Origin of the sequence: Caballeronia sordidicola (genome assembly GCF_000729995.1) — a bacterium.
Classification (GTDB): Bacteria; Pseudomonadota; Gammaproteobacteria; order Burkholderiales; family Burkholderiaceae; genus Caballeronia; species Caballeronia sordidicola_A.
Genome location: NZ_JNFG01000011.1, coordinates 1 through 25,706 on the forward strand (window position 1 = coordinate 1; position 25,706 = coordinate 25,706).

Annotated in this window: 20 protein-coding genes and 2 pseudogenes; 18 read left to right on the forward strand and 4 right to left on the reverse strand. The window is 59.4% G+C overall.

Annotated features, from left to right (window positions below; translation table 11 throughout):
* Positions 1–82: 82 nt before the first annotated feature.
* From FH08_RS0111770 to FH08_RS0111805, 6 genes are all read left to right on the forward strand, one after another.
* A complete protein-coding gene (locus FH08_RS0111770; protein WP_031358509.1) occupies positions 83–1,333 on the forward strand; it encodes an ROK family transcriptional regulator in 1,251 nt (416 codons plus the stop codon).
* Positions 1,320–2,870 (forward strand): sugar ABC transporter ATP-binding protein, encoded by a 1,551-nt coding sequence (locus FH08_RS0111775; protein ID WP_031358510.1) that lies wholly within the window; start codon positions 1,320–1,322, stop codon positions 2,868–2,870. The genes FH08_RS0111770 and FH08_RS0111775 overlap by 14 nt, the downstream gene beginning before the upstream one ends.
* A gap of 46 nt (positions 2,871–2,916) precedes the next feature.
* Positions 2,917–3,954, forward strand: a complete 1,038-nt coding sequence (locus FH08_RS0111780) for an ABC transporter permease subunit (protein ID WP_031358511.1) — start codon at positions 2,917–2,919, stop codon at positions 3,952–3,954.
* Positions 3,955–4,053: 99 nt separating this feature from the next.
* Positions 4,054–5,001 carry an ABC transporter substrate-binding protein gene (locus FH08_RS0111785; protein WP_031358512.1) on the forward strand — a complete coding sequence of 316 codons (948 nt, stop codon included), beginning with the start codon at positions 4,054–4,056 and terminating at the stop codon, positions 4,999–5,001.
* Between the two features lie 174 nt (positions 5,002–5,175).
* Positions 5,176–6,657, forward strand: a complete 1,482-nt coding sequence (gene zwf / locus FH08_RS0111790) for a glucose-6-phosphate dehydrogenase (protein WP_051888162.1) — start codon at positions 5,176–5,178, stop codon at positions 6,655–6,657.
* Positions 6,658–7,554: 897 nt separating this feature from the next.
* On the forward strand, positions 7,555–8,424 hold the full coding sequence (locus FH08_RS0111805; protein ID WP_031358516.1) for a substrate-binding periplasmic protein: 870 nt from the start codon (positions 7,555–7,557) through the stop codon (positions 8,422–8,424).
* 205 nt (positions 8,425–8,629) lie between these two features.
* On the opposite strand, the gene FH08_RS53330 is transcribed toward FH08_RS0111805, so the two are convergent.
* The 3 genes and pseudogenes from FH08_RS53330 to FH08_RS0111815 form a co-directional block, all read right to left on the reverse strand.
* Positions 8,630–10,309, reverse strand: coding sequence for a PAS domain S-box protein (locus FH08_RS53330; protein WP_326928955.1), 1,680 nt, complete (start codon positions 10,307–10,309; stop codon positions 8,630–8,632).
* A gap of 84 nt (positions 10,310–10,393) precedes the next feature.
* Positions 10,394–10,744, reverse strand: a pseudogene (locus tag FH08_RS54000) (hypothetical protein); the annotation flags it as partial.
* A 247-nt stretch (positions 10,745–10,991) separates the two neighbouring features.
* Positions 10,992–11,357: pseudogene (locus tag FH08_RS0111815) on the reverse strand (molybdopterin-dependent oxidoreductase); the annotation flags it as partial.
* A gap of 790 nt (positions 11,358–12,147) precedes the next feature.
* Between FH08_RS0111815 and FH08_RS0111820 the strand changes: the two are divergent.
* The 8 genes from FH08_RS0111820 (at position 12,148) to FH08_RS0111860 (ending at position 20,368) form a co-directional block, all read left to right on the forward strand.
* Complete coding sequence (locus tag FH08_RS0111820) at positions 12,148–12,483, forward strand: EthD domain-containing protein (protein WP_075583328.1); 336 nt, start codon at positions 12,148–12,150, stop codon at positions 12,481–12,483.
* Positions 12,484–12,795: 312 nt separating this feature from the next.
* Positions 12,796–13,155 (forward strand): DUF3331 domain-containing protein, encoded by a 360-nt coding sequence (locus FH08_RS54335; protein ID WP_419177998.1) that lies wholly within the window; start codon positions 12,796–12,798, stop codon positions 13,153–13,155.
* Positions 13,156–13,485: 330 nt separating this feature from the next.
* On the forward strand, positions 13,486–14,289 hold the full coding sequence (locus tag FH08_RS0111830; RefSeq protein ID WP_031358520.1) for an enoyl-CoA hydratase/isomerase family protein: 804 nt from the start codon (positions 13,486–13,488) through the stop codon (positions 14,287–14,289).
* 91 nt (positions 14,290–14,380) lie between these two features.
* Positions 14,381–15,610, forward strand: coding sequence for a CaiB/BaiF CoA transferase family protein (locus FH08_RS0111835; protein ID WP_031358521.1), 1,230 nt, complete (start codon positions 14,381–14,383; stop codon positions 15,608–15,610).
* A gap of 86 nt (positions 15,611–15,696) precedes the next feature.
* Positions 15,697–16,452, forward strand: coding sequence for an acetoacetate decarboxylase (locus FH08_RS0111840; protein ID WP_031358522.1), 756 nt, complete (start codon positions 15,697–15,699; stop codon positions 16,450–16,452).
* An 11-nt stretch (positions 16,453–16,463) separates the two neighbouring features.
* The gene (locus FH08_RS0111845) at positions 16,464–17,681 is read left to right on the forward strand and encodes an acyl-CoA dehydrogenase family protein (protein WP_235210342.1); all 1,218 of its coding nucleotides are present in this window, start codon (positions 16,464–16,466) and stop codon (positions 17,679–17,681) included.
* Positions 17,682–17,709: 28 nt separating this feature from the next.
* Positions 17,710–18,645, forward strand: coding sequence for a 3-hydroxyacyl-CoA dehydrogenase NAD-binding domain-containing protein (locus tag FH08_RS0111850; protein WP_031358524.1), 936 nt, complete (start codon positions 17,710–17,712; stop codon positions 18,643–18,645).
* A gap of 583 nt (positions 18,646–19,228) precedes the next feature.
* Positions 19,229–20,368 (forward strand): PucR family transcriptional regulator, encoded by a 1,140-nt coding sequence (locus FH08_RS0111860; RefSeq protein WP_235210343.1) that lies wholly within the window; start codon positions 19,229–19,231, stop codon positions 20,366–20,368.
* Between the two features lie 131 nt (positions 20,369–20,499).
* On the opposite strand, the gene FH08_RS0111865 is transcribed toward FH08_RS0111860, so the two are convergent.
* The gene (locus FH08_RS0111865; protein WP_031358527.1) at positions 20,500–21,429 is read right to left on the reverse strand and encodes a LysR family transcriptional regulator; all 930 of its coding nucleotides are present in this window, start codon (positions 21,427–21,429) and stop codon (positions 20,500–20,502) included.
* 180 nt (positions 21,430–21,609) lie between these two features.
* On the opposite strand from FH08_RS0111865, the gene FH08_RS0111870 reads away from it, so the two are divergent.
* The 4 genes from FH08_RS0111870 to FH08_RS0111885 all read left to right on the forward strand — a co-directional run bounded on the left by FH08_RS0111870 (position 21,610) and on the right by FH08_RS0111885 (position 25,696).
* Entirely contained in the window at positions 21,610–22,212 is a 603-nt protein-coding gene (locus FH08_RS0111870; protein WP_031358528.1) for an NADPH-dependent F420 reductase, read from the forward strand.
* Between the two features lie 576 nt (positions 22,213–22,788).
* Entirely contained in the window at positions 22,789–23,577 is a 789-nt protein-coding gene (locus tag FH08_RS0111875) for an enoyl-CoA hydratase/isomerase family protein (protein WP_031358529.1), read from the forward strand.
* 33 nt (positions 23,578–23,610) lie between these two features.
* Entirely contained in the window at positions 23,611–25,272 is a 1,662-nt protein-coding gene (locus FH08_RS0111880; protein ID WP_031358530.1) for an AMP-binding protein, read from the forward strand.
* A 58-nt stretch (positions 25,273–25,330) separates the two neighbouring features.
* Positions 25,331–25,696 (forward strand): VOC family protein, encoded by a 366-nt coding sequence (locus tag FH08_RS0111885; protein WP_031358531.1) that lies wholly within the window; start codon positions 25,331–25,333, stop codon positions 25,694–25,696.
* Positions 25,697–25,706 lie beyond the last annotated feature (10 nt).

Sequence of the window (25,706 nt, forward strand, 5' to 3'; positions counted from 1 at the left end):
CTCCTATACCTCCGCTCGCAATCGGGATTAAATAAATCACGTTGATTTAATAAATATTCAGCAGATTTTTAGGAGGAGACCCGTGAGAAGCCCCCACATTGGACGTGGCAGCAATTCGGCAAACTTGCGCCTCTATCACGAGCGGCTTTTGCTACAGGCCCTGCGTCGCTCCCAACCTACTGCCAAGGCGGATCTCGCGCGCCAGGCCAACCTAACCAGCACAGCGGTCGGGAGCATCATTGCGTCGCTGGACGAGGCCGGTCTTATTGAACACATTGGCCGCCGGCTCGAAGGCCAGCGTGGTCAGCCCGCGTCGCTGATCCGGCTGAACCCGCGCGGCGCGTTTGGCATTGGCGTGAGAATCGACCGAACCAGCATCGAAACTGTGCTCGTGAATTTTTCCGGCGAGGTTCTGGCGCGCAGCACCCTCGACAGGGTGCTGCCCCACCCTGACGAAGTCCTGACAATTCTTCAGCGCGACATCCAGAACATGCTGGCCTTGCTCACCCCGGGCGAGCGCGAGCGGCTGACAGGTATAGGTCTCGCCCAGCCGTTCCACCTGGGCAGTTGGGCACGCGAACTTGGGCTTTCGGCTGAACGCTTCCGGGCGTGGGACGAGATCGATTTCTCGGCCGAGTTAAGCAAGCTGATGCACCTTCCGGTGTTTAGCGAAAACGATGGCAACGCGGCCGCTATCGCTGAACTGTTCTACGGTTGCGGACGCCAGTGTCATGACTTTGTCTATCTCTTCCTTGGCTCGGCCATTGGCGGCGGCATCGCGATCGATGGCGATTGCCTGCGCGGCGGCACGGGTAACGCGGGCGATATTGGCATCATGCCGGTGCCCCCAAGCCGCCTCGCCTCCGCCCCGCTCCCCGCCGGGCAATGGGACATCCTGTTGTCGCGCGCGTCGCTGAACGCGCTCGCGCGCCATCTGCGATATAGCGGCGAGTCAATTCAAAATCGCTTCGATCTCAGCACCTGCATCCAGCGCAACCTGCCTGCCGTGGACGAGTGGATCGACGATTGCGTGGAAGCGCTCGCTCCGGCGCTGCACGCAACGCTGTGTGTGGTGGACGTGCCGACAATCGTGCTCGACGCGGATGTCGACAGCGGACTCCTTGATACGTTGCTCGAAAGATTGCAGGCCGCAATGACGGCCACGGTGCCGGAAGCCCGCAGCGTCCCGGCACTGGTTCGGGGGTCGTTTGGATCGGATGCGGGCGCCATCGGTGCGGCCACGCTACCCATGTTCTTCAACTTTTCGCCTAACGCCGGGTTGCTCCAGAGCGCCAGCGCGAAATCGAAAGAGGTCAATCATGCCCATGTCTGAGTCAAAGTCCCCCATCCTCGCCATGCAGGGAATCAGTAAGACCTTTCCCGGCGTGCGCGCGCTCGACAACGTGTCGCTGACCGTCTATCCGGGCGAAGTCCACTCGCTGATGGGCGAAAACGGCGCCGGCAAATCGACCTTGATGAAGGTGCTCTCGGGCGCCTACCAGGCGGACCCCGGCGGCGAAATTCTGGTCGATGGAAAGGTGACCAGCATCGACGGCCCGCTCGCGGCGAAAGCAATCGGCGTTGCCGTGATCTATCAGGAACTGAGCCTCGCGCCTAATCTTTCAGTTGCCGAGAATATCCATGCCGGGCGCGAATTGCGCAAGGGCGGCCGCTTCGGGCTCGTGGACCGCGCAGGCATGGAGCGCGGCTGCGAGGACGTGCTCAAGCGGCTGGGCGCGAGCTTTCGGCCGCAGACGCTGGTGGGCGATCTGTCGATAGCGGAGCAACAACTGGTCGAGATCGCGCGGGCGGTTCATGCCAATGCACGGATCCTCGTGATGGATGAGCCGACCACCCCGCTGTCATCGCGTGAAACCGATCGGCTGTTCGAGTTGATCCGGACATTGCGTGCCGAAGGGCTGGCGATCATCTACATCAGCCACCGGATGGCCGAGATCTACGAATTGTCGGATCGCGTCTCCGTGCTGCGCGATGGCGCCTACGTCGGTACGCTTGATCGCGCGGATCTGTCGGCCGAGAGCCTCGTCAAAATGATGGTCGGCCGGGATATTTCCGGCTTCTATAAAAAGCAGCATGCGCCCTACGACCCGGGCAAGGTCGTGCTGTCGGTCCGCGATGTCGCCGATGGCCGCCGCGTCAAAGGCTGCAGCCTCGAACTTCACTCGGGCGAAGTGCTCGGAATTGCAGGGTTGGTCGGCGCGGGCCGCACCGAACTGGCCCGGCTGATCTTCGGCGCCGAGCCGCGCATTCGAGGCGACATTACCGTCGATGGCAAAACGCTCGCCATGCGCTCGCCGCGCGACGCGATCGATGCTGGCGTGGTGTATCTGACTGAAGACCGCAAGCGCCAGGGGCTGTTTCTCGACATGAGCGTGCGCGACAACATCAACGTGGCCGTCTGCGGTCGCGATGCGCGTCTTGGAGTGCTCGACCTCGCCCGAGGCGCGGTGCGCGCCCGCGACGCTATCTCCGCGCTCTCCATTCGCGTGGCAAGCGCGAAAGTCAACGCGGGCTCCCTATCCGGCGGCAACCAGCAAAAAGTGCTGCTGTCACGCCTGCTGGAAACCAAACCGCGCGTTCTCATCCTTGACGAACCCACGCGCGGCGTCGACATCGGCGCCAAGTCCGAGATCTATCGAATCATCAACGAACTGGCTCGATCCGGCGTCGGCATCATCGTCATCTCGAGCGAATTACCGGAAGTGATCGGCGTCGCCGACCGCGTGCTCGTCATGCGCGAGGGCGAACTTGCCGGCCAGCTCGGCGGCCATACCGGCACGCCGATCACGCAGGAAGCCATCATCGAACTGGCAACGGGCTCTCGCCCGCCGGTCGATCAGGCAGCTTGATCCGTACACCGAACCAATCAGACATCACGAATATCTGGAGGACGACATGAGCAATTCACTCAAGCCGCAGGAAGCCGGCACAACCCCTGTCAAGGGCGCGACCAATCCGGTCCAACGACAAGCAAATATATTGCGGCACGAGCGCATGCAGGCACTGATGCGAACTGCCGGCATGCTGCCGATCCTGATTCTGCTTTGCATCGGCTTTGGCATCACGACGGGCAATTTTTTCAGCCTTCAAAACCTGTCAATCGTCACGCAGCAGGCGTCGATCAACGTGGTGCTGGCTGCAGGCATGACCTTCGTGATCCTGACCGGCGGTATCGACCTGTCGGTCGGATCCGTGCTGTCGGCCGCAGCGGTGGCAGCCTTGCTGGCATCGAACATTCCGGGCTTCGGCGGCCTTGCCGTGCCGGTCGCCCTTGCTGTGGGAGCCGGCTTCGGACTGATCAACGGCGCATTGATTTCTCTGCTCAGGCTGCCGCCGTTCATTGTCACGCTTGGCTCGCTGACGGCGGTACGAGGCATTGCCCGGTTGATGGGTCATGACACCACGATCTTCAACCCGCAACTGTCGTTTGCGTTCATCGGCAATGAATCGCTCTTTGGCATTCCATGGCTCGTCATCATCGCCATCGCGGTCGTGGCGATCTCGTGGTTCATCCTGCGCCGGACGGTTCTCGGATTGCGGATCTATTCCGTCGGCGGCAACCCCGAAGCGGCGCGCCTTTCAGGTATCCGGGTGTGGGGCATCGAGATGTTCGTGTACGTCATCTCCGGCCTTCTTGCAGGTCTCGGCGCGGTGATGTCGGCGGCCCGCCTGTACGCGGCGAATGGCTTGCAGATGGGGCAATCGTACGAACTCGACGCCATTGCCGCAGTGATCCTGGGCGGCACCAGTTTTGTGGGTGGCGTGGGATCGATCATCGGTACGCTCGTGGGCGCACTGATCATCGCAGTCCTGACCAACGGCCTCGTTCTGCTTGGCGTGTCGGACGTGTGGCAGTACATCATCAAAGGTCTGGTGATTATCGGCGCAGTCACGCTCGACCGATACCGCCAGCGTGGTTCAGCGCGCACTTGAAGTAATAGAAATCATCGAATTTTTTCTCATGGAAGCACGGACGCGAAAACGGTCCCTTCGCGTTCGAAAAATACACCGGACCTCCTTGGAGACATCGACATGTTTAAACAAAAAATCGCTGCCGCGAGCATTGCAGTCGCGCTCGGCTTCAGCCTCACCGCCCCGGCGCACGCTGCCGACAAGCAACTCAAGTCGATCGGCATTACGGTCGGATCGCTCGGCAACCCCTACTTCGTCACAATCGTGAAAGGTGCGGAAGCCAAGGCCAAGCAGATCAACCCGGCCGCGACCGTTACGGCTGTATCGGCCGACTACGACATGAGCAAACAGTTCACGCAGATCGATAACTTCATTGCCGCTCACGTGGACATGATCCTGTTGAACGCAGCGGACCCAAAGGCCATCGAGCCGGCGGTGAAGAAGGCGCAAGCAGCAGGGATTGTCGTTATTGCAGTCGACGTGGCCGCCGCCGGCGCCGATGCCACCGTTCAGACGAACAACGTCCAGGCCGGCGAACTGTCTTGCGGGTTTATCGTGAAGAAGCTCAACGGCAAGGGCGACGTCGTGATCGAAAATGGACCGCCCGTCTCCGCTGTGCTGGATCGAGTGAAGGGCTGTAAATCGGTGCTGGCAAAGAACCCGGGCATCAAGGTCCTGTCCGATGACCAGGACGCCAAGGGATCGCGCGAAGGCGGCATGGCTGCGATGCAGGGCTATCTGACGCGGTTCCCGAAGGTGGATGCAGTATTCGCGATCAACGACCCGCAGGCGGTCGGCAGCGATCTTGCCGCGAAGCAGTTGCATCGGAAGGAACTCTTCATTACGTCAGTGGATGGCGCGCCGGACATTGAAACGGCGCTCAAGAGTGACACGCTCGTTCAGGCGTCGGCCAGCCAGGACCCCTGGACGATGGCACAGAACGCCGTGACCATTGGCTACGACATCATGAACGGCAAGAAGCCGGCCAACCCGCTTATGTTGATGCCGTCGACGCTCGTGACCCGCGACAACGTTGCCAGTTACAAGGGCTGGACCGCGCCGCATTGAACGTAACCGGGCGAGCGGTGTTCGCGCGGCCGCTCGCCGGTTTCCTGGCGTTGATCTCAATTCAATGACACGGGAACATCAGTAATCCTTTGCATACTGATCGAAGTTTCTCCTTGCCCCTTGCCGCGAGAAAACCTTCACAAGCCTCTGTATCGATTGCCATCACTGAAAGCCATGACGAAACCTTCTACCGGCAGGCCGGATCATCCCCAATTCGTCTTCGTCTTGTTCGGCGGAACGGGCGATCTGGCGATGCGCAAGATTTTGCCCGCGCTGTGTGCGGCACACCGCGACGGTATGCTCGCACCAGATGGCGAAATCGTTGCAGTCTCGCTGACAGCACTGGATACCGGCAGCTATCGGCGATGGGTCGACGAGCACGTAAAGCCATACGTCCTGGCAACAGCGATCGACGAGTCTGTGTGGCGAAGCTTTCTCGCGCGCATCACATACGTCACGCTCGACGCCAGTCAGCCCGAAGCATTCTCCTTGCTGGCTGATACGCTAGCCGCAGTACGCGGCAGACGCATTTTTTACCTGGCAACCGGGCCTGCGCTGTTCGTGCCGATCTGCCGCGCCCTGGCGTCGGCCGGGCTCACCGATGGCTCCCGCGTCGTTCTGGAGAAACCGCTCGGCTACGATCTGGAATCGTCCAATGCGATCAACGATGAAGTCGGCCAGATGTTCAAGGAAGACCAGATCTACCGGATCGACCACTACCTCGGGAAGGAAGCGGTTCAGAACCTGCTCGCGCTGCGCTTCGGCAATTCGTTGTTCGAACCATTGTGGCGCCGAGAATGGGTCGAGAGCGTTCAGATCACCGTAGCCGAGCAATTGGGTGTTGAAGGCCGCGGCAACTTCTACGACCAGACGGGTGCACTGCGCGATATGGTGCAGAACCACCTGCTGCAACTGCTGTCCATCATTGCGATGGAACCGCCGCAGTCGATGGACGCGGATGCGGTGCGCGACGAGAAGCTGCGCGTGCTGCGCGCGCTCAAACCGTTGCTTAGCGACGAGATCGGACGGAGCGTGGTCCGTGGCCAATATCACGCCGGCGCAATCAAGGAAACAACCGTTTCCGCTTATCACGCGGAGCCCGGGGTCAGGCAAGGCAGTACGACCGAGACTTTCGTCGCGTTGAAAGTCGAGGTGGAAAACTGGCGTTGGGCAGGTGTGCCGTTTTTTCTGCGGACCGGCAAGCGGCTCGCGGGCCGCATTGCCGAGATTGTCGTCAACTTCCGACCGGTGCCGCACTCCGCATTGGGACCGATGGCCTTGCGTCCGGGTTCGAACCGGCTGACGATCCGTTTGCAGCCGAACGAATCGATCCGGCTCAGCGCGCTCGCCAAGCAGCCGGGCATCGGGATGACCCTGCAAGGCGTGCACCTCGATCTGGCCTTCGATCAATTCTTCAAGCAGGACCGGATGGAGGCTTATCAGCGTCTCCTGCTCGATGTGATCGCCGGGCGGCTCGCGCTCTTCGTGCGGCGTGACGAACAGGAGGCCGCGTGGCGCTGGGTCGCGCCAATCATCGAAGATTGGGCCACACAGGGAAGCCTTCCGAAACCCTACGCGTCCGGTACATGGGGGCCGGCGGCAGCCAGCGCTTTGCTCGCGCGGCACAACACCTGCTGGCAGGAAGAAGAAAACTGAGCGCCGGGCGGACGTTTCGTGGCCGAAGCCGCTCGAGAGCGCTCAGGCCACCGTCACTCAATCGGCCTGATCATGGCGTCCTTTTCCGGTAGCACGCGCTCGCTGCGCCACAAAACCTGTTCGAGGCGCTTATTCAAGGTCGAGCAGCGGTCGTGCGCACATGCAGCAAAGTATCGAACGCTTCGGCCGTCAAGGGCTTGTCGAGCAAGAACCCCTGCTCCTCGTCGCACAGGGGGACGTTTGACGAAAGAAGCGCAAAGTACGCTAAGCCGATAGCGGCAGCCCGATGAAGGGCGCGACGATGCTCGCCACCCTTCAGACGCTGGGTGTCATGCCGTCGTATTAGCCTGTCCATCGTGGGTTCGCAATTCATTCAGCCCAATGTTTTAACCGATTCGCCCTCGCTATTTGCCACCACATTAGTGGGGACGTTTTCAGGCTAAACTCGCCTTCATGAGAACCCATTTCGCTCGCCTGCTGCTTCTGCGCAGCCACCGGACGACTTTCCCGATGCCGACGCGCTGGCCGCACTGCGGGCGTGGTGCGCGGGTCTGTCCGACCGGGAAGCGGTCGTCCGCTACCTGCCCGGTAGAGAGGAGGAGCCGTCCGCGGGCGGAGTCGTCGGGCGCATCCGCCGCCAGCGCGTCGCCGCTATCTGGCCAGCTTCACCGTGGCGATCTCGTCACGCTTCTCAAACATCCGAAGGCTGAACCCCTCGAACGCGCAACGGCTGTCGCACATGCGATCGATGTCCTGCGCGCATCGAAAATACCCGCGCGCCCTCGGTTTGAACGGCAGTCCTTTCAGCTCGACGAGATGCAGATCAACCGCGCGGCTTCGCGCTCGCCTGTGCTATTTGCACTACAACTGATTTCTGCTGGGCCGTAGGAGAGAATCATGCGCGTGATGTTTCGACTGCTACTTTGTCTGCTGCTTGTTTGGCATGGGGATGTCGCCGGTGCCGAAGTCGTTCGCTTTCCGAAGCCCGAGTTTGAGGGCGATCATCGCTCCGACTACGCGTTACGGCTGTTGCAGCTCGCGTTGTCGGAAACCGGCGTTAAATACCAGATCCAGACTGCCGAGTTCCCCATGAGCCAAGAACGCCAAGTGCGGGAACTTGCGGCCGGTCGAACGATCGATGTCGCCCCGATTCCCAGTTCTCCTGAACGTGAGGCACGCTTGCTGGCGATTCGCATCCCGATCAACAAGGGCGTGCTGGGATGGCGCCTCGGTTTGATCCGAAAAGGCGATCAAGGCTCGTTCGCCGGCGTCAAGACGCTGACGGACCTCAAAGGCGTACGGCTCGCGCAGGGGCAGGATTGGCCCGATACCGAGATCCTCGAAGCGAACGGTATCAACGTGATCACCGCTCCGAGCTACGAAGGCTTATTCAAGATGCTCGAAGTCAAGCGCTTTGACTATTTTCCTCGCAGCATCATGGAAATCTGGGACGAGCAGGCGAACGTTGCGGATACCCTTCAGGTCGAGCCTCATCTTGCCCTGCACTATCTCTACGACGCCTACTTCATGGTGAACCGCAACAACACCAAGCTCGCGCAAGAAATCCGCAATGGGCTCGAGAAGGCCATTGCCGACGGCTCGTTCGACAAGCTCTTCCAGGAATACTATGGCGAACGGCTGCGCAAGGCGCGCCTTGAAACGCGTACTGTAATCGAACTGAACAACCCGTTGCTCACACCCGGCACGCCTGTCGATCGTCCTGAGCTATGGTACGACTTCAGGCGAAATCCCCCTGCCCCAAAATAAACTCTTACCTATCGAGACCGCTGACGACGGACCATTGCGGCGATGCGAGCAAACTCGTCGGCGAAAGCACGGACCATCCGTCGCCGATAGCCGTTCGCACCCTGTAATACTGTGAATTACCAGAGATTGCGGGTGATCGCAATGACAGAAGATATCGATGAATTTGAAGCGTATCTCAACCATCTGGCAAAAAATATATCTGCCATCAGAATCCTGCGCATCGTTGTGGTTCGTCGCATAGAGGGACGTGAATCGAAATCACCGTGCCCGTGTCGGGTGCGCTTTCGATCAGCAGCGTTGCGCCGATCAGCCGGGCTCGCTCCCTCATCCCGAGCAGTCCATAGGAGTAACCCTCCGCCGCGACCGCCGCGTCAAAACCGCAACCGTCGTCGCTGATGTGGAGGTCAAGCGACGTGTTGCTGCCTGTCAACGTTACGTCTGTCCGCGACGCCCCAGCGTGACGTGCGACATTCGTCAGTGATGCCTGCACGATACGGAACACCGCCGTCGCGTGCGCGTCCGGCAAAACGGGTTCAGAGCCATTAATCCGCAACTGACAGGGAATGCCGTTGCGTCGACCGAAGTCTTCGACTAGCCACTCGAGCGCCGACACGATCCCGTAGTTCAGCGCTGCGGGCCGCAGATGGTTCGCCACATTGCGCACCATCCAGATCGTCTTTTCAACGAGCTCACGCATGTCGTCGGTCTTCTTCACGACGTCCGGGTTGCCGGAAAGCCGCATCCTGAGCAACGACACATCCATCTTCAGCGCAGTAAGCAGTTGGCCCAGTTCATCATGAACCTCCATGGCAATGTGTTTTCTTTCCTCTTCCCGAATCGCCTCCATGTAGGCGGATACCCCGCGCAACTGTTCGCGCGACTCGAATAGCTCCTGCTCGATTCGCTTGCGCCCCGTGATGTCGTTCAGGCCGACATAGATTGCCGGAGCATCGTCATACGTGGCGACGCGGGCCGTCACCATTGCCCAGAACGTCGTGCCGTCCGGTCTGCGGAAATGGACCTCGGTGTCGAGACAACTCTCCTCCTGGCGCAAATGCTCTACCAACCGGTCGCGCTCGCCGGCATCCACATAGAGGTCAACGACGTTGCTGATCACGTGGTTGTGTGAATCGAGTCCGAACAGCGCGCGCAACGGCTCATTCGTGTAGAAGATCTTGCCGTATGGCATCGAGACAATGCACAGTGGCACCGGGCTCGTCTCGACAATGGCGCGAAAGCGCGCCTCGCTCGACTGCAGTCGAGCATCGATGCGCCTACGCTCTTCGATTTCGGACCGTAGGCTCTCATTCGCTCGCGCGAGTTCCTCTTCTACCTTCCGGCGTTCGGTGACATCGCGGGCAATACCGACTGTGCCAGCCAGTTGCCCATTTCCATCGGCGAAAGGTGTCTTGATCGTGTCCACCCACCTACAGCGACCATCTGCCTCAATATGCGTCTCTTCGATCCGCTTGCGGCGCCCCGACTCCATTACCTCGACATCGTCGGCGCGGTATGCCGTTGCGCGTTCAAACGGGTGCAAGTCGTAGTCGGTCTTGCCGATCATGTCAGACGGTTCAGCGTAACCTAGGGCACGCGCCATGGCCCGGTTGACTCCCACGTATCGACCGTGAGTGTCTTTCACCCAGGCGATGTCTGGAATGTTGTCAAGGATCGCCGCCATCCGGGCGTTCGCATTGCGGAGTTCGGCAGCGTGCTGCTCGAGTCCTTCGAACAGTGTGTTGAGGGCATTGACCAGCTGTTCCAGTTCGTCGGATCTCCGCCGTATCCGGCGCAACCGCAATGGCGCCATTCCGATGTCCGGTGTGCGTCCTCGCAGCGTCGCAGCTATATCGACGAGATGGCGCGTCGCGACCCTGTGAACCATAAACAGGATGAACAGCGCAACCAGAAATGTTTTCGCCGCGTTGCTCACCAGAATCACCAACGCCTGGCGAAAGAGATCACGATAGATGTCAGTCAGACTACCTTCCAGATGCAGGATCCCGATCTCGCGGCGGTCGTTTTCACAGCAATAAACCGGAAACTCCCTGACAATCGCGTTCTCAACCTTTGCAGAACCTCGCGAAACCGTTAGAGGTTGCGCGTCCTGCGTTTCGCGGACTTCAGCGTAACGGATCAGGGGCAGATGCAGCATTCCGTCGAGCTGGTCCTCCAACCGTTTGCGATCGACGGCCCACAGCGCGTTGCCCAGACCTCGCGCATAACCTTCCTCAATTTCATTGAAGCGATTCTGCAATCCAGACACCGCTGCCTGGTAACTCAGCAACAGCTGAAGGACGGTCACCAGCAGCGTCACCACCGTACTGAACAGCAATACGCGGCTCAGGAGGGCGACAGCAATTCCACCCCGTAGCGTACTGAATTTTTTAGGCAACGAGCCAGTATGCGTAGCCGACAAGATCAGCTCCAGGTAAGAGAGTCATCATAAACTCAACTTCTATATCCCCGGTACAGATCAACGCGCTGTTGTCACATGCGGCATCAGAAATGACGTTTGATTGCGTTCCTGCAAGAAAAGGCTGGCCGCCTTCACGTCGCGCATCGTCCTGGTCGCAGTCGTGCGGGCTCACGACTAGGCTCGTGCCCATGATCCAGACCGCCTTGATCCTGCCTTCCTCAATCGCCTCGAAGAGTTCGACCGCCTTGAGTCCCGGCCGCGAGGCGATGGCAGGCGCTCCCCAGAATATCTGGACCAGTTCGCGATGCAAAGCGTCGTCTAGCTCCAGACGGGCGGCCAGCATGTTCGCAAGACCGCCGACCTCACGCCCACCCATCGCGTTCGGCTGTCCGGTGACCAAGAACGGCCCCATTCCTGGTTTGCCGATACGGCCCGTCAGCAGATGGCAATTGATGATGCTGTTGACCTTGTCTGTACCAGAGGTGGACTGGTTCACACCTTGTGAATACACCGTCTCCAATCCGCGCTATGCGACCTTTTGGGTACATCACATTATGCTTGACTATCTGGCGAGCACTTCAGGCCGGAGCGTAGCGGCAATGAAACGCTCGTCATTTGGTTAATATAGCAATTTTCTTGAAAAATATTCAATAAAATCAATGAACTACAGCACTCACCGGACAAGATCAGCTTTTGCTTTATTCGACAGGGGGTGACAAGCAAAGCGAAAAATGAATCAAGAAAGTAGCGGCTCGACGAGATAGGACAGCCCGTCAATTGCATTGCGCATGTCTACCGGGCCGCGACCGATGTAAGCGCGAACGTCGGAGGCTATCAGCGCCGTTCCCGGCGGAAGCGCCGGGCACCTATCCCACTGGTGCTTCAAGTGGTGACCATTTCGCCCCGGAGCGCTCCCCTTGCGGCGGGTGACGTGTGTCCATCGCCATCGCGGGCTTGATGTTCTCGTTTTCCATCGCATTGCCCCATTCTCACGAGAGCAATACGTTCACATCCGGCGACGCCTGACTCAAGAAGATCGATGCGCGTCGAGTCGCTGTAGTGCCGCCGATGTCTATCTCCGATCCGCGAGAACGGCCTGGCAACCCATGTCAGTCCGTCACTCAAGCCAAGGCCATTGCGCAGAGCCGGAATTGGCAGAACGAGACCACAGCCTTGTCACGCTCAGCCGAGCGGCTCCAATTCCCTCACATTAATCTGGTGTGACGTTCTATCGCGTGCTTCCTCTCTCGAGCCCTGGCAACGGGGAACTCATCCAATCGTCACCTCAACCCACAGAGCGCATCATGCATACCATCGCCTTTTTGTTCAGACGCAAACCTGATATGACACGAGAGGAGTTCGAGCATCACTACAAGGTGATTCACGCACCCATCGCGGCCAAGCTGCCGGGCCTTGTCGAATATCGGCATTATCCGGTGCGTGAAGCAAACCGCGGGGACGTTCACGCGCACAGTCCACCGGGCTTCGACGCCATTTCCATCTATACGTTTGAAAGTGTGGATGCCGCAGAGGCCGCCTGGAATTCTGCTGAAAATGGACCGGTACAAGCGGATACGCTGAAGTTCATCGATCTCGACACAATGATCACTTTGCCTCTCGTACTTCGGCACGTGGTCTAGCCCGGCCAAGCAGGGGAGCCTTGACCGATCACCTGCTTCACATCGAAGGGGAACCATTGCCCCGCGACGTGGACGCCAAGACAGTCCGTGACCTGCTCGCCAGCGGCATTGCGTGCCGAGCTGAGAAAGCCTCCCGGACGTATCGACTTTGGAAAAAAAGCTAACTGCGTTGTGAGTGATCACATATACGACCGGTCGCTATAACTTTAAGATCCGATGTGCTCGCTGCCGTTGATTTTGATCTTATGTACGGAGTAAGGAGAAGTCCGGATGGGGACTGCTGGATCGAATCGCTTTATATGTGAGCCCATGATGGGTTCCATCGCACACGGTGGCCGGCGTGCGAACCAAGCCTGTTTCCGGAACACGCTTGTTGCACAACGAAGAAATAATCAAGACAAGTGTCCGCCTGTCGCCAGGATAAAGATGCTGGGGCGGGCAGTCGACTCGACCATTAGCATGTCGCGGTTACATCTAACTGCATGCCGATATGTCGATCAGATCTGGAGGATCAGCGTAGCGCCACGTTCGGGCATCTGCGCGTCGACGCGTGCGGCCATACGAACCTGCGACCACATCTCCCGTCCGGCTCACATTCGGCCACTCCTCGTCAATTCGAATTTCCTGATTCGCGCCGCCATAGTCGAGGACGAGTGGGTCTCCGATTGCTAAAACGATTACTAAACCGATTGCCCGGAGGGTACGCCGCGGGACCGCCAATCCCACGATGCCGGCATTCGTTCGCGCTGTTTGAGAAGTCCCTAATACTGGATCAGCACGAGTCATTTTTTAACGTCATGCAGAGAGATTAATAGAAAGCGTCCACGCTCAATTGCTCAAATTGCCTGCTCTCTCGCGAAGGCAGTTCGCTCACAACCTGAAATGGTTTCGGGACAGGCGGAGGTCGAGAGGCAGACCATCATGCCAGTCGCCCAGGCCAAAAACGTGCGCTGCCCGACCGGGCAGGCGCCGGACGTCCACGAACTCGGAAGGACTGTTTTGATGCCACACAATTTGCCTGCGCCCTCCTTCGACACCGTTCTCTATGAAAAGAGAAATGCGACGGCCTATGTGACGCTGAACCGTCCCGAGGTGATGAATGCGCTGAACCGGAAGGCGATTGCAGAACTAAGCGCAGCGTTCGAAGATGCGCAAGCGGACTCGCAGATTCGCGGCGTCATTATCACCGGCGCAGGCAATCGAGCATTCATCGCCGGGGCCGACATCACCGAGTTAGCCACCGCGACGCCGGTCGAGGCCGAACGCCAGACGCGGGCGGGACAAGCGCTCCTCAATCTCGTCGAAAATCTCGGCAAGCCCGTCATTGCCGCAGTGAATGGCCTGGCGCTCGGTGGTGGATGTGAAACCGCACTCGCCTGCACTTTCCGGCTAGCCAGTCCGAGCGCGAAGTTCGGTCAGCCTGAGATCAAGCTTGGGCTCATCCCCGGCTTCGGCGGAACGCAACGACTCCCTCGCCTCGTTGGCAAGAGTGTCGCGCTGCAACTCATCCTCACCGGCGAGATGGTGTCTGCGGATGAAGCGTATCGAATCGGTCTGGTAGATGAAATCGTTGAAGCCGGAAATTTGATCGCCCGCGCCGAAGCGATTCTGGCGCAGATTGCCGCCAACGCGCCGTTGGCCGTCGCCTACGCGATTGAAGCTGTCAACCTTGGGCTCAACGCGGCTTTGCCAGAAGGACTCGCGCTAGAAGGGAAACTCTTCGCACTATGCGCCGCGACCGAGGACAAGAAGGAAGGGACGACCGCCTTTCTGGAGAAGCGCCCACCGAAATTCCAAGGTCGTTGAGACGTGACAGCCCTTCGCTATTGCGGCCCGCGATCCAGACAAACTCACGCCTGCATAGAGTCAATACCTAACCCGAATCGGAAACACCTCCATGACTGACGGACAACACGTGTTTTCAGGTCTCAAGGTGCTCGACCTTGCGAGCTACATTGCCGGCCCTGCGGCAACAACGATTCTGGCTGACTTCGGAGCAGACGTCATCAAGATCGAGCCGCCGGGCACGGGCGACGTCTACCGCTTTTTCTCCGCCATGCCCCCGAACCCAGTAGCCAACACGAACTACGCCTGGCAATTAACGAACCGCAACAAGCGCAGCATTGCCCTCGACCTCAAGTCCAGCGAAGCCAAAGAAGTACTGGTGCGCCTCGTTCAATGGGCGGACGTCGTGGTCGTCAATTTCCCGCCACGTGTGAAGGCCGCTTTGGGCGTGTCCTACGAGGCATTGTCACCGCTCAACCCGAAGCTGATCTACGCCGACATTACCGGCTATGGTTCCGAGGGACCCGAGGCCGACACGCCGGGTTTCGATGTCACGGCCTATTGGGCGCGCTCCGGCCTCATGGAGGTCACCCACGACGCGGGTAGCCCGCCGACGCTTCCCATTCCCGGGATCGGCGATCACGCTACGGCCACGACACTGTACGCCGCAATCGTCACGGCGCTCTATACACGCGCCACGACTGGCAAAGGTGGTCACGTGTCGACTTCGCTGATCGCCAACGGTATCTGGGCCGCAGCAGCGTGGGTCGAGGGCGGTCTGAATGGCGGTCGATTCTTCGCCCAGCACGACCGGAAAAATCCACCCAACGCACTGCTCAACCCTTACCAGACAGCCGACGGTCGATGGATTCTGCTGGTCGCGGCCCAACGCAAGGACTGGCCCGCCTTCGCCCGCGCTATCGGTATGCCGGAGCTTCTGGAAGATCCACGGTTTGTTGATGACCAACGTATCCATCACGCAGCCGGCTTGGTCGAGATTCTCGATCCGTTGTTCGCCGGCCGGCCGCTCGCCTTCTGGAAACAAGTGCTCAACGCGGCGCGCGTGATTTTTGGCGTGGTGCAGATTGCCGAAGAGATCATTCACGATCCGCAGCTGGAGGCCAACGGTATCGTCGTGCCGCTCGACCTCCCGGGCAAGCCCGCCATGCGCACCGTCAGCAATCCTATCCAGATTTTGGGGGAACAGAAGGTCAAACCGTGCGCAGCGCCGCAACTGGGGGAACACGGCGCGGAGATCCTTCGAGAGATGGGCTTCACGCAGGACGAAATCTCACACCTTCACGACGCCGGCACGGTCGCGCGCTTCGAAGGCCCGGCCTGATCTCACCGCGTTGGACGATTTGAGCAAACGCCTTTGGCAGCTAGGCGCTGGCAAGCCATTGCCTGGCCACTCACCTGGAGCTTTACATGACTGAAGACGAAATTCGCGCGCACGCTTACACGATGCCGATCAGCAGCCCGGCCTATCCCAAGCCGCCTTTCCGGTTTGTCGATCGCGAATTCATCATCATTACCTATCGCACTGATCCGCAAATGCTGGCCAGCATCATACCTGCGCCGCTGCTTCCCGCGGAGCCAATCGTCAAATACGAGTTCATCAGGATGCCTGATTTAAGTGGCCTCGGCTCATACACCGAATCAGGTCAAGTCGTGCCGGTGTCGTTCAACGGTGTATCCGGCGGCTTCACGCATGCCATGTACCTCGACAGCGGGGCCGGCATCGCTTCCGGCCGTGAGTTGCTCGGCTTTCCGAAAGTATTCGCGCAACCGAAGCTTGAAATCCGCAACGACGCGCTGGTGGGAACCCTCGATTACAACGGTGTGCGCGTTGCGACCGCGACCATGGCATACAAGTACGAGCCGCTGGATCTTGTTGCGGTCAAGAAAACGCTCTCAGCACCTGGCTTCCTGTTGAAAGTCCTGCCTCACGTCGATGGGTCGGCCCGGGTCTGCGAACTGGTCAGGTATTACGTTACCGACGTCACGGTAAAAGGAGCCTGGAGCGGGCCTGCTTCCCTCGAGTTGCATCCTCATTGTTTCGCGCCAGTCGCCAAGCTGCCGGTGCTCGAGATTCTATCGGCGATCCATATCCTGACCGATCTCACCATCGGTGGCGCAGAAGTCGTGCACGACTATCTCAGCCTCCCCTCAAACGCATCCTGATGAACGATCGATTGGAACTCGCCATGACTGCCAGCTCAAAGCCAAACCGCCCGCTTCCGGCCCCCGACAGCGACTTCTATCTGCTCTACGAAATTCTGAGCGATGCCGAGAGGGCTCTGCTAAAGCAGGTACGTGCCTTTATGGAGAGCAGTGTCGCTCCCGTGATCAACAAGTTTTGGGCCGAAGACGCGTTCCCGTTCGAGCTCATCCCGGGCATCCGGGACCTCGGTATCGTCGGCGTTGGATTCAAAGGATATGGCTGCCCTGGCGGCAGTACGCTCCTCGATGGATTTATCGCAATGGAACTGGCTCGCGTCGACTCTTCCATCGCAACCTTTTATGGCGTCCATAGCGGACTGGCGATGGGATCGATCTATCTCGGCGGTTCGGAAGAGCAGAAGCAAAAATGGCTGCCGCCGATGGCGCGAATGGAAAAGATCGGCTGCTTCGGATTGACCGAACCTCTGGTGGGATCGGGTGCCGGCGGAGGCCTGCTGACCACCGCCAAGCGAGAAGGCGATACGTGGATTCTCAACGGTCAGAAGCGGTGGATTGGCAATTCTCCCTGGTGCGACCTCTCGATTATCTGGGCGCGCGATGTCGACGACAATCAGGTCAAGGGGTTCATCGTCGAGAACAAAACAACGCTGGGCTTTTCGGTCGAAAAGATCAAGAACAAGATTGCGCTGCGAGTCGTGCAGAACGGCGTCATCACGCTCGACAATTGCCGCGTGCCCGAAGAAAACCGCCTCCAGGGGGATCTGTCCTTTCGCGATACGGCGCGGGTCCTTCGACTTACCCGTCAATACGTCGCATGGGAAGCCGTTGGCTGCAGCATGGGCGCTTACGAACACGCGCTGCGCTACGCGCAAACCCGCGAGCAGTTCGGCAAACCGATAGCGTCATTCCAGATGGTGCAGGACCTCCTCGCCAAAATGCTCGGCAACATTACGGCATCGCAATGCATGGTCGTCAGGCTTGCCCAACTCCAGGACCAGGGCAAGCTGCTGGACCATCATGCTTCACTGGCCAAGGCATTCTGCACGACTCGTATGCGCGAGACCGTTGCCTGGGCGCGGGAAATATTCGGCGGTAACGGCATTGTGCTGGACTACAACGTCGCCCGTTTCTTTGCCGATGCCGAAGCGCTCTATTCATACGAAGGCACGCGCGAAATGAACTCCCTGATCGTCGGCAAGGCTGTAACCGGCTTTAGCGCCTTCGCCTGAACACACCCCACTCGAAGGATTGTTAGCCATGAGCAAAGACATCAACCGCATTGCCATTATTGGCACTGGCGTCATCGGTGCAAGCTGGGCCGCCCTGTTCCTTGCCAAGGGCCTGGATGTCATCGCCACGGACATTGCGCCGGACGCCAAGCCGAAGCTCGAGGCATTCATTGACGCGGCGTGGCCCGCATTGGAAAGGTTAGGACTCGCGACCGGAGCCTCGCGCACCAGACTGGAGTTCACGGCGAATCTCGACGACGCGGTGGCCGGCAGCGATTTGGTCCAGGAGAATGGACCCGAACGTATCGATTTCAAAAAAGACCTCTACAGGCATCTCGACAATATCCTGGCGCCCACCACGATCATCGCGTCGAGTTCGTCAGGCCTGACCATGAGCGAGATCCAGTCGGCTTGCGAGCACCACCCCGAGCGGTGCGTGATCGGACATCCGTTCAATCCGCCCCACCTGATACCGCTTGTTGAAATCGTCGGCGGCGCCAAAACATCGGAAGAGACAATCGGGCGCGTCACGGCTTTTTATCGCGGTCTGGGCAAGCGCACTGTTCGCCTCCATAAGGAGGTGCCCGGACACGTCGCCAATCGGCTGCAAGCCGCGCTTTTCCGCGAAATGGTGTATCTGATATCGGAAGGCGTGGTCAGCGTCGCCGACGCCGACACGGCTGTTTCCTGGGGACCGGGTCTGCGCTGGGGAGTCATGGGACCGAGCCTGCTGTTTCATCTGGGCGGAGGCGACGGCGGCATCGAACATTTCTTCGAACAGTTCACGGGACCGATGAGCGCGTGGTGGCGCGTGCTCGGCGCGCCCGAGCTGACCCCTGAGGTTCGTGCAACCATCATCCGCGGAGTGCACGAAGAGACTCAATCCCGATCCACGCACGAACTTGCCGCGCAGCGCGATGAGATCCTGCTCGGCCTCCTGTCCCTTCGTCGAAACGAAATCTGATGTTGTCGTGCCTCTTGCCGGGCCGTTTTGCTCAGGCAAAGCGATGCCTTGCCCTGTGCCTCGGATTGCTAATGATGGCAACTGACGAAGCCGTTCTCGAAATCCGAGTGGCAGGGCGGTCATGAGGCGACGACATGCACTCGTAATATCTCTAGCCTTGAGTACGCTGCACGGGTGCGCCGCGCGAGGCGCGCCTTCGTTCGCGCTATTCGGCGCCTTCTTCCCTGCCTGAGCCTTTCGGCCTGTCAGGCATCGAAGTCGCTGACCAGCGCTGCTCAGACCACATTCGATGCAGCGCTCACTGCCTATCAGCATGGCGTCGGGCCCGTCACGGGCCTGACATTGGCGAACAGCCAGCTTCTGCAGGCAAAGCCTTCAACGTGAGTCAACCTGAAAAGAGGCCATTGCACCTGCAGAGCCATGCTGCGGGACAAGACTTCGGTAGACTAACGACGACAATAATCACTGAGGTAGGCAAGGCATGACTAAAGGTGTCCCGGAGATATCGCCAGCCTTACACGAGTGGACTAAGGAAGTGGCCCTTGATTACGGAAGAGTCGTCGATCGAGTGTATGCAGCGTTGATGAATATCAAGCTGTATGCGGATCTGGATTCCCCAACAAAACTCGACATACGCAATTCCATCGCCTGGGCTTCAAAACTCTGGTTCGACACACTATTGTCCGGCAACGCGCCATCAGCGGAAGGGCTTGAAGTCTTCCGGGAGTACGGGCGCCGACGGGTCTACCAAGGCTTACCTCTCGACGCGCTGCTGCGCGCGTTCCGATTGGGGTCCCGCGAGTTATGGTGTTTCTATATTGAACTCAATGAGAAAAACGACGATTTGCGGGATGAACTGTTATTCCGGATCTCGCCGTTTTTGATGGAGTTCTTCGACATCCTGGCGCAGATCATCTCTCAGACTTTCCTGGACGAACAATATAAACAGGCTCGCTGGCGGGAAGCACTTCGATATCAGTTGCACACTATTATTTTCTTCTATCCCGAAGATACAGAAGGATTCTTGAAAACCGCAGCCGCCCTCCGGCTCGACGGGACGATTCCCAGAATAGCGCTGGCCATCGACGTACGCTCGATCGACAGCCATTCGCCCACGTTCAAAAGCGAACTCGACCGAATTGTTGCTGCAACCGCCCGGCGGCTCAGATTGCCCGTCGATTCGCTTTTCGACAACTGGTACTGCGGAAAGCTGCTCGTGTGGATACCGGCCCGGCTCGGTGACCTGATGGGCATGAGTGATCTTCAAGTGGGCAAGCAGATCGTATCGATCGCAGAAACCATGCCGGAAATCAAGGCAATCGGCATTGGCCTGACGGGCGAGGGTGCGGCAGGCTGGGCGATGTCCGCGGAGGAAGCAATCCGCGCGCTCAGTTCCGAGCGCGGTCGTGGAGGCGAAGAGCGCGTGCGGTTGTATTCGGAAATCGTCGTCGAAGAAAGCGTACGCGGTACGAAAAACGCCCTGCGCTATCTCGTCTCTCTGGTCGAACAACTCGAGAGCGAACCGGAGTTGCTTGAAACACTCGAGACCTACTTTGATCAACTGCAGCGAAGAAAGGTGACCGCAAGCGTTCTTGGCATTCATCCGAATACGCTTAATTATCGGCTGGATCGAATCGAAAATATCCTCGGAGCACGCCTGGACGACGCAAGCTGGGTATCCAAGCTGGATATTGCAATCAAGCTGCGCCGCTCGACCAAGTAAGCCAAGGCCTGTCCAGTTGTCCGCGCTTCCGAAAGAGAGTTCATCCGCTTGACCCGGAAAATGCGGTGACCATAACCGCCAAGCGCGTCATGGCGAGTTACTCCCGAAGCATCAACGAACTGCCGTTCGACTCATTCGATGCCTCCCGCAAACCTTTCGGCCAACCGCTCGCGCTCGAACGCCTCGACAATGAAGTCGACAAACACGCGTGTTTTCGCCGGCAGCAGCGCACGCGTCGCGTAATAGATCGAAATCGCCCCGGCGTCCGCGTACCAGCGCGGTAGCAATCGTACGAGTTCCCCCCGTTCGATCGACGACAGCACGTCTGATACGGACAGCAGCGCGACGCCCAGTCCGAGAATCGCCGCTTCACGCATCGCTGCCGGGTCGTTGACCATGATGGTCTCGCTGAGCCGCGCGGGTATCTCGCCGCCCACTGTGTCGCGCATCGTCCGATGGCGCACGCGGCCGGTGCGGCTCGAGCGCATCACGATGCCGTCGAGCTTCGCAAGATCTCCGGGATCGATCGGTGGTACGCGGCCGGCCATGTAGGCTGCAGACGCCACCGCCACGAGATGCGCCGGCGCCAATGCGCGCGACACAACACCCGGTGCGAGATCAAATCCACCACCCAGCGCCGCATCGTATCCCTCTGCAATCAGGTCGACCTGCCGGTTCTCGAAATGCCAATCCGGACGAACCATCGGATAGCGTGCAAGGAACGCCGGCAACAGCGGCATGACGTACGTGATGCCGATCGTGGGCGCCATGCTGACTTTCAGCACGCCAGCCGGCTCGCTGCGATCGTTCGAGACAGATGCGATCGCTGTCTGCAGCGCGTCCAGACTGCCGCCAATTTCCACGAGAAAGCGCTCTCCCGCCTCGGTCAGCGTGAGCTTGCGCGTCGAGCGTTGGAACAGTCGCACGCCGAGATTTCGTTCTAACAGCGCAACGTTCCGACTGACCGCAGCGGGCGTCAGCGCAAGACGCCGCGCGGCCGCGGAGAAACTGCCCGTTTCGGCGCTGCGCACGAACGATTCGAGGTTGGCGAGGGTTTCCATGCGGGAATCTTAAAGCATTGCTTGAAGATAATTCAAGCGATTACCGGCTAATCATCGAGCAATTAAGGCGGCAACATTCGCTCACCCCTCCTTGGGGAGTGGACGTCACATCTGCTTCCCCTTGCCGGCACAGACGTCGGCTTTACCACTTGATTCATCACCCTTCACCGGAGCATTGTCATGAGCACCATCGGTATCATCGGAGCAGGCGCCATTGGGTCCGCGTTCGCGAAAGCGCTGGCGGGCAAAGGCCTCGAAGCCATCATCGCGAACAGCCGAGGCCCAGATTCGCTCGCGGACCTCACGCGCAAACTTGGCCCCTCAATCACGCCGGGAACGCGCGAACAGGCGGCCGCGCAGGACATCGTCCTCGTCGCAGTGAACTGGTCGAAGCTGCCGGGCGCCCTGGCCGGCCTGCCGGACTTCGGCGGACGCGTGGTGATTGACGCGAACAACCCGATCGAGGCGCCGCTGTTCCAACCAGCCGAATTGCATGGCCGAACGTCGAGTGAAGCATTCGCGGACCTCGTGCCGGGCGCACGCGTCGTCAAGGCGTTCAATCATCTGCCGGCGCAGCTCATCTCGGACGATCCACAGGCCGAGGGAGGGCACCGCGTGTTGTTCTTCGCAGGAGACGACGCGGATGCGAAATCGGCTGTGAGCGGACTGATCGGGCGGCTCGGCTTCTTCGGCATCGACCTGGGTTCGCTCGAAGGTGGGGGGCGGCTAGTTCAAATCCCGGGCGGCCCTTTGCCGGTGCTTAATCTCGTCAAATTGGGATAGTCGATCAAAGGCGCGGAACACCGCGCCTTTTACACAAAAACTCAGCCACTCTCCACGGGTGGCCGCTCTGATATTCACACCAGCCGGTTGCATCACCTGCTGGTGGGCCTTGGCTACGACGCCAAGCCCCATCCACGCGATCTTCCCCACGCGCCGCGGCATGGTTCCAGCCAGCCGGCATCTACTAAAAGAAAAGCCCTGGTTGCGGAATTCGACGACCTGCACCGGAAGTCGTAGTGCGCGCGTGACTGCGTAAGGCACCCGCGTCATCCGCCGGAAGGAAAGGCGGCACCCGCCGGGCCACAGGCCGGCACTCTAAGGTTCACCCGACCAACACCGCCCAGCGAGCACGCCCAGCGACAGCTCTGGGCGGTGCTCTTGCCTGCGCGCCTCAGGGGCACCCGAGGTGCGATCCCGCGCATACCGTCATCGCCGAATGTATTGACACGCGTCCACCGGCGTCCTAATATACAACAATGCTGCATGCGTTCACTATTGTTGAATATACGCAGCACAGCACCTGGCAGGAGACATCGTGGTTTCACGATTGCCATCATCTATTAAGGATTCCTTTCAATGAGAAGCATCTATTTTGAACGTCGTCAGAACGTAGGCCATATCGTGTTGGCCAATCCTCCGTCGAATCTCATCGCGGCTGATTTCGCTGACAGCCTCGAGAAGGCCGTCCGGGAAGCCAGCAGGGCCGATATCCGATCGCTCCTGATCCGTGCGGAGGGCCCCAATTTCAGCCAGGGCGGCGACGTCCTCGATTTTATCGACAAAGGTCTCGATGATTGGCGGACATTCATATCGCAGATGCACTACACCTATCGGTCAATCGAAGCCCTCCAGATCCCGACGATTAGCGCGGTGCGCGGCGCAGCGTTGGGTGGCGCATTCGAGCTGGCTCTCGCTTGTGACTTCATCGTCGCAGCGGAGAACGCCACGTTCCGGTGCATTGAAGCGTCCGTTGGCACGGCACCCGTCGCGGGCGGCGTGCAGCGTCTCGCGGAAAAAGCGGGGCGTGCGTATGCAGCACGTTACGTGATGCTAAGCGAGCCCATGTCGGGCACGACCGCCGGCCAACTCGGCGTTGCCGCATTCGTCGTCGACGAAGACCAGGTCGAAAAAGTCGCCGGGGACCTCGCCATCAAGCTTGCCAACGGCCCTACGCGCTCGTATGGCGCCATTCGCGCCCTCCTCAAGGCATGGTCGAGCGGCGGCGTGGCCGGTGCCGACGCGCTGACCCTCGACCTCACCATGGGGCTGCACACGACGGAAGACGCCAGGAAAGGGCGAACCGCCCGTGCAGAAGCCGTCATTCGTGGCGAAGAACCGGCTCCGGTCGTTTTTCTCGGCAAATGAGCCTTCAGACAAGCCACTACGTGGACGGTACCGATGAAGACACTTTCCTATGAGCGCGGAACACGTTTCCCCGAGCTGATCGACAAAACAATCGGCGATTCATTCGACGAGATCGCCAGCAAAATGGGCGACCACGTTGCGGTAGTCAGCCGGCATGAAGGGGTCCAGCTAAGCTACGGAGAACTACGCGAAAAGTCGGACCGGCTTGCGGCTGCGCTTCTCGAGTCAGGGCTCAAGCCGGGCGATCGGATCGGAATCTGGTCCCACACGAACATTGCCTGGCTGCTGTTACAGTTAGCCACTGCAAAGGTCGGGTTGATACTCGTCAACATCAACCCGGCTTATCGGACCTCCGAGCTGGAGCATGCACTCAACCTGGTGGAGTGCAAGGCCATCGTGACGATGGTCCGATACCGCTCGAGCGAATATCTGAACATGTTGCGGGAGCTGGGAAAAGCCCGGTTGCCAAGCCTCGAGACAATCTGGTGGATCGACGAGGCCGGCTCCCCGGACGAAGCCGGTGCGCAACGCTTCTCCGACCTGCTGCGCTTCTCCGCTGCGGACAGCGCATTGCTTCAGGATATCCGCCGCACCGTGCGCCCGGACGATGCCGTCAACATCCAGTTCACCAGCGGGACGACGGGGCTCCCCAAAGCCGCGACGCTGAGTCATCGCAACATCCTGAACAACGGTTTCTTCGTGGGGGAGTGCATGAAGCTCACCCACGCGGATCGCGTATGCGTCCCGGTCCCGATGTACCACTGCTTCGGCATGGTGATGGGCAATCTGGCTTGCCTGACCCATGGTTCGACGATCGTCTACCCCGCGGAGCGCTTCGACGCCGAAGCCGTTTTAGAGACCGTACAGGCAGAAAAATGCACAGCGCTGTACGGGGTGCCGACCATGTTCATCGCTGCACTCAATCACCCGCGCTTTGCGCAGTTCGATATGAGCAGCCTGCGCACCGGCATCATGGCCGGTTCGCCTTGCCCTATCGAGATCATGAAGCGGGTTGTCGGCGAAATGCATCTGTCCGAGATCACGATCGCCTACGGCATGACGGAAACGAGTCCCGTGAGCTGCCAAAGCATGACGGATACCCCGGTGGAGAGGCGCGTATCCACGGTCGGCCAGGTGTTGCCTCACCTCGAGGTCAAGATTATCGACCCGCTGAGCGGCCAAACTGTGGAGCGCGGTCAGACCGGCGAACTCTGCACCCGCGGCTACTCGGTCATGCTTGGCTACTGGAACCAGCCCGATCGGACGCGCGAGGCGATCGACGCAGAAGGCTGGATGCACTCGGGCGATCTCGCCACGATGGATTCGGACGGCTATGTCAACATAGTCGGGCGAATCAAGGATATGGTCATCCGCGGCGGTGAAAACCTTTATCCCCGGGAGATCGAAGAGTTTCTGTATACCTGCCCGGGTGTTCTAGACGTGCAGGTGGTCGGCGTACCGGACAAGCATTTCGGCGAAGAACTATGCGCATGGATCATCGTCACGGAGGGAACGGCTCTGGATGACGCCGCGGTCCGCGACTTTTGCAAGGGCCGCATAGCGCATTACAAGGTCCCCAAATATATCCGCTTTGTCGACTCGTTTCCGACCACCGTCACCGGGAAAATCCAGAAGTACCTGATTCGGCAAATGATGAGCGACGAGCTTGGACTAGACGAACAACACACAGCGTGATGCGCCTCTGTTAGGACATCGAATAAATTACGTTATCACAATTCAACGGAGTGCTGCCATGGCAGAAGTTGACATACAAACCGTCTATTTCGTCGCAAAGGATATTGGCCGGCTGGAAGATTTCTATGTATCGGCGCTGGGGATGCCTGTCCAGTTCCGCGACGAGAAGAAGTGGACTCAATTCCGTCTGCAGCGCAGCGCATTTGCACTGAGTTCCGCAGAAGAAGCGGCGAAAGGAGCCGTCGGGGCTGTCCCTGTCTTCCAGGTTACCGGGGAAACTCAGGACGAGGCTCGGCAGAAAATCTTGTCCGCGGGCGGACAGCTCCTCGCGCAACGAGACATGGGCACACACGGCGTTGTAGCTACCTATAAAGATCCGGAAGAGAACATCTTCCAGGTATTCAGCAAATCTTCGACCCGCTAAGTCAGAAGAT

Excerpts from the sequence above, each read along its gene's own strand:
- FH08_RS0111835 (WP_031358521.1), top strand. The coding sequence starts at position 14,381 with ATGACTGACGGACAACACGTGTTTTCAGGTCTCAAGGTGCTCGACCTT.
- FH08_RS0111850 (WP_031358524.1), top strand. The coding sequence starts at position 17,710 with ATGAGCAAAGACATCAACCGCATTGCCATTATTGGCACTGGCGTCATC.
- FH08_RS0111870 (WP_031358528.1), top strand. The coding sequence starts at position 21,610 with ATGAGCACCATCGGTATCATCGGAGCAGGCGCCATTGGGTCCGCGTTC.
- FH08_RS0111775 (WP_031358510.1), top strand. The coding sequence starts at position 1,320 with ATGCCCATGTCTGAGTCAAAGTCCCCCATCCTCGCCATGCAGGGAATC.
- FH08_RS0111830 (WP_031358520.1), top strand. The coding sequence starts at position 13,486 with ATGCCACACAATTTGCCTGCGCCCTCCTTCGACACCGTTCTCTATGAA.
- FH08_RS0111860 (WP_235210343.1), top strand. The coding sequence starts at position 19,229 with ATGAATATCAAGCTGTATGCGGATCTGGATTCCCCAACAAAACTCGAC.
- FH08_RS0111820 (WP_075583328.1), top strand. The coding sequence starts at position 12,148 with ATGCATACCATCGCCTTTTTGTTCAGACGCAAACCTGATATGACACGA.
- FH08_RS0111780 (WP_031358511.1), top strand. The coding sequence starts at position 2,917 with ATGAGCAATTCACTCAAGCCGCAGGAAGCCGGCACAACCCCTGTCAAG.
- zwf (WP_051888162.1), top strand. The coding sequence starts at position 5,176 with ATGACGAAACCTTCTACCGGCAGGCCGGATCATCCCCAATTCGTCTTC.
- FH08_RS0111785 (WP_031358512.1), top strand. The coding sequence starts at position 4,054 with ATGTTTAAACAAAAAATCGCTGCCGCGAGCATTGCAGTCGCGCTCGGC.
- FH08_RS0111805 (WP_031358516.1), top strand. The coding sequence starts at position 7,555 with ATGCGCGTGATGTTTCGACTGCTACTTTGTCTGCTGCTTGTTTGGCAT.
- FH08_RS0111840 (WP_031358522.1), top strand. The coding sequence starts at position 15,697 with ATGACTGAAGACGAAATTCGCGCGCACGCTTACACGATGCCGATCAGC.
- FH08_RS0111880 (WP_031358530.1), top strand. The coding sequence starts at position 23,611 with ATGAAGACACTTTCCTATGAGCGCGGAACACGTTTCCCCGAGCTGATC.
- FH08_RS0111885 (WP_031358531.1), top strand. The coding sequence starts at position 25,331 with ATGGCAGAAGTTGACATACAAACCGTCTATTTCGTCGCAAAGGATATT.
- FH08_RS53330 (WP_326928955.1), bottom strand. The coding sequence starts at position 10,309 with ATGGTTCACAGGGTCGCGACGCGCCATCTCGTCGATATAGCTGCGACG.
- FH08_RS54335 (WP_419177998.1), top strand. The coding sequence starts at position 12,796 with ATGGGTTCCATCGCACACGGTGGCCGGCGTGCGAACCAAGCCTGTTTC.
- FH08_RS0111865 (WP_031358527.1), bottom strand. The coding sequence starts at position 21,429 with ATGGAAACCCTCGCCAACCTCGAATCGTTCGTGCGCAGCGCCGAAACG.
- FH08_RS0111875 (WP_031358529.1), top strand. The coding sequence starts at position 22,789 with ATGAGAAGCATCTATTTTGAACGTCGTCAGAACGTAGGCCATATCGTG.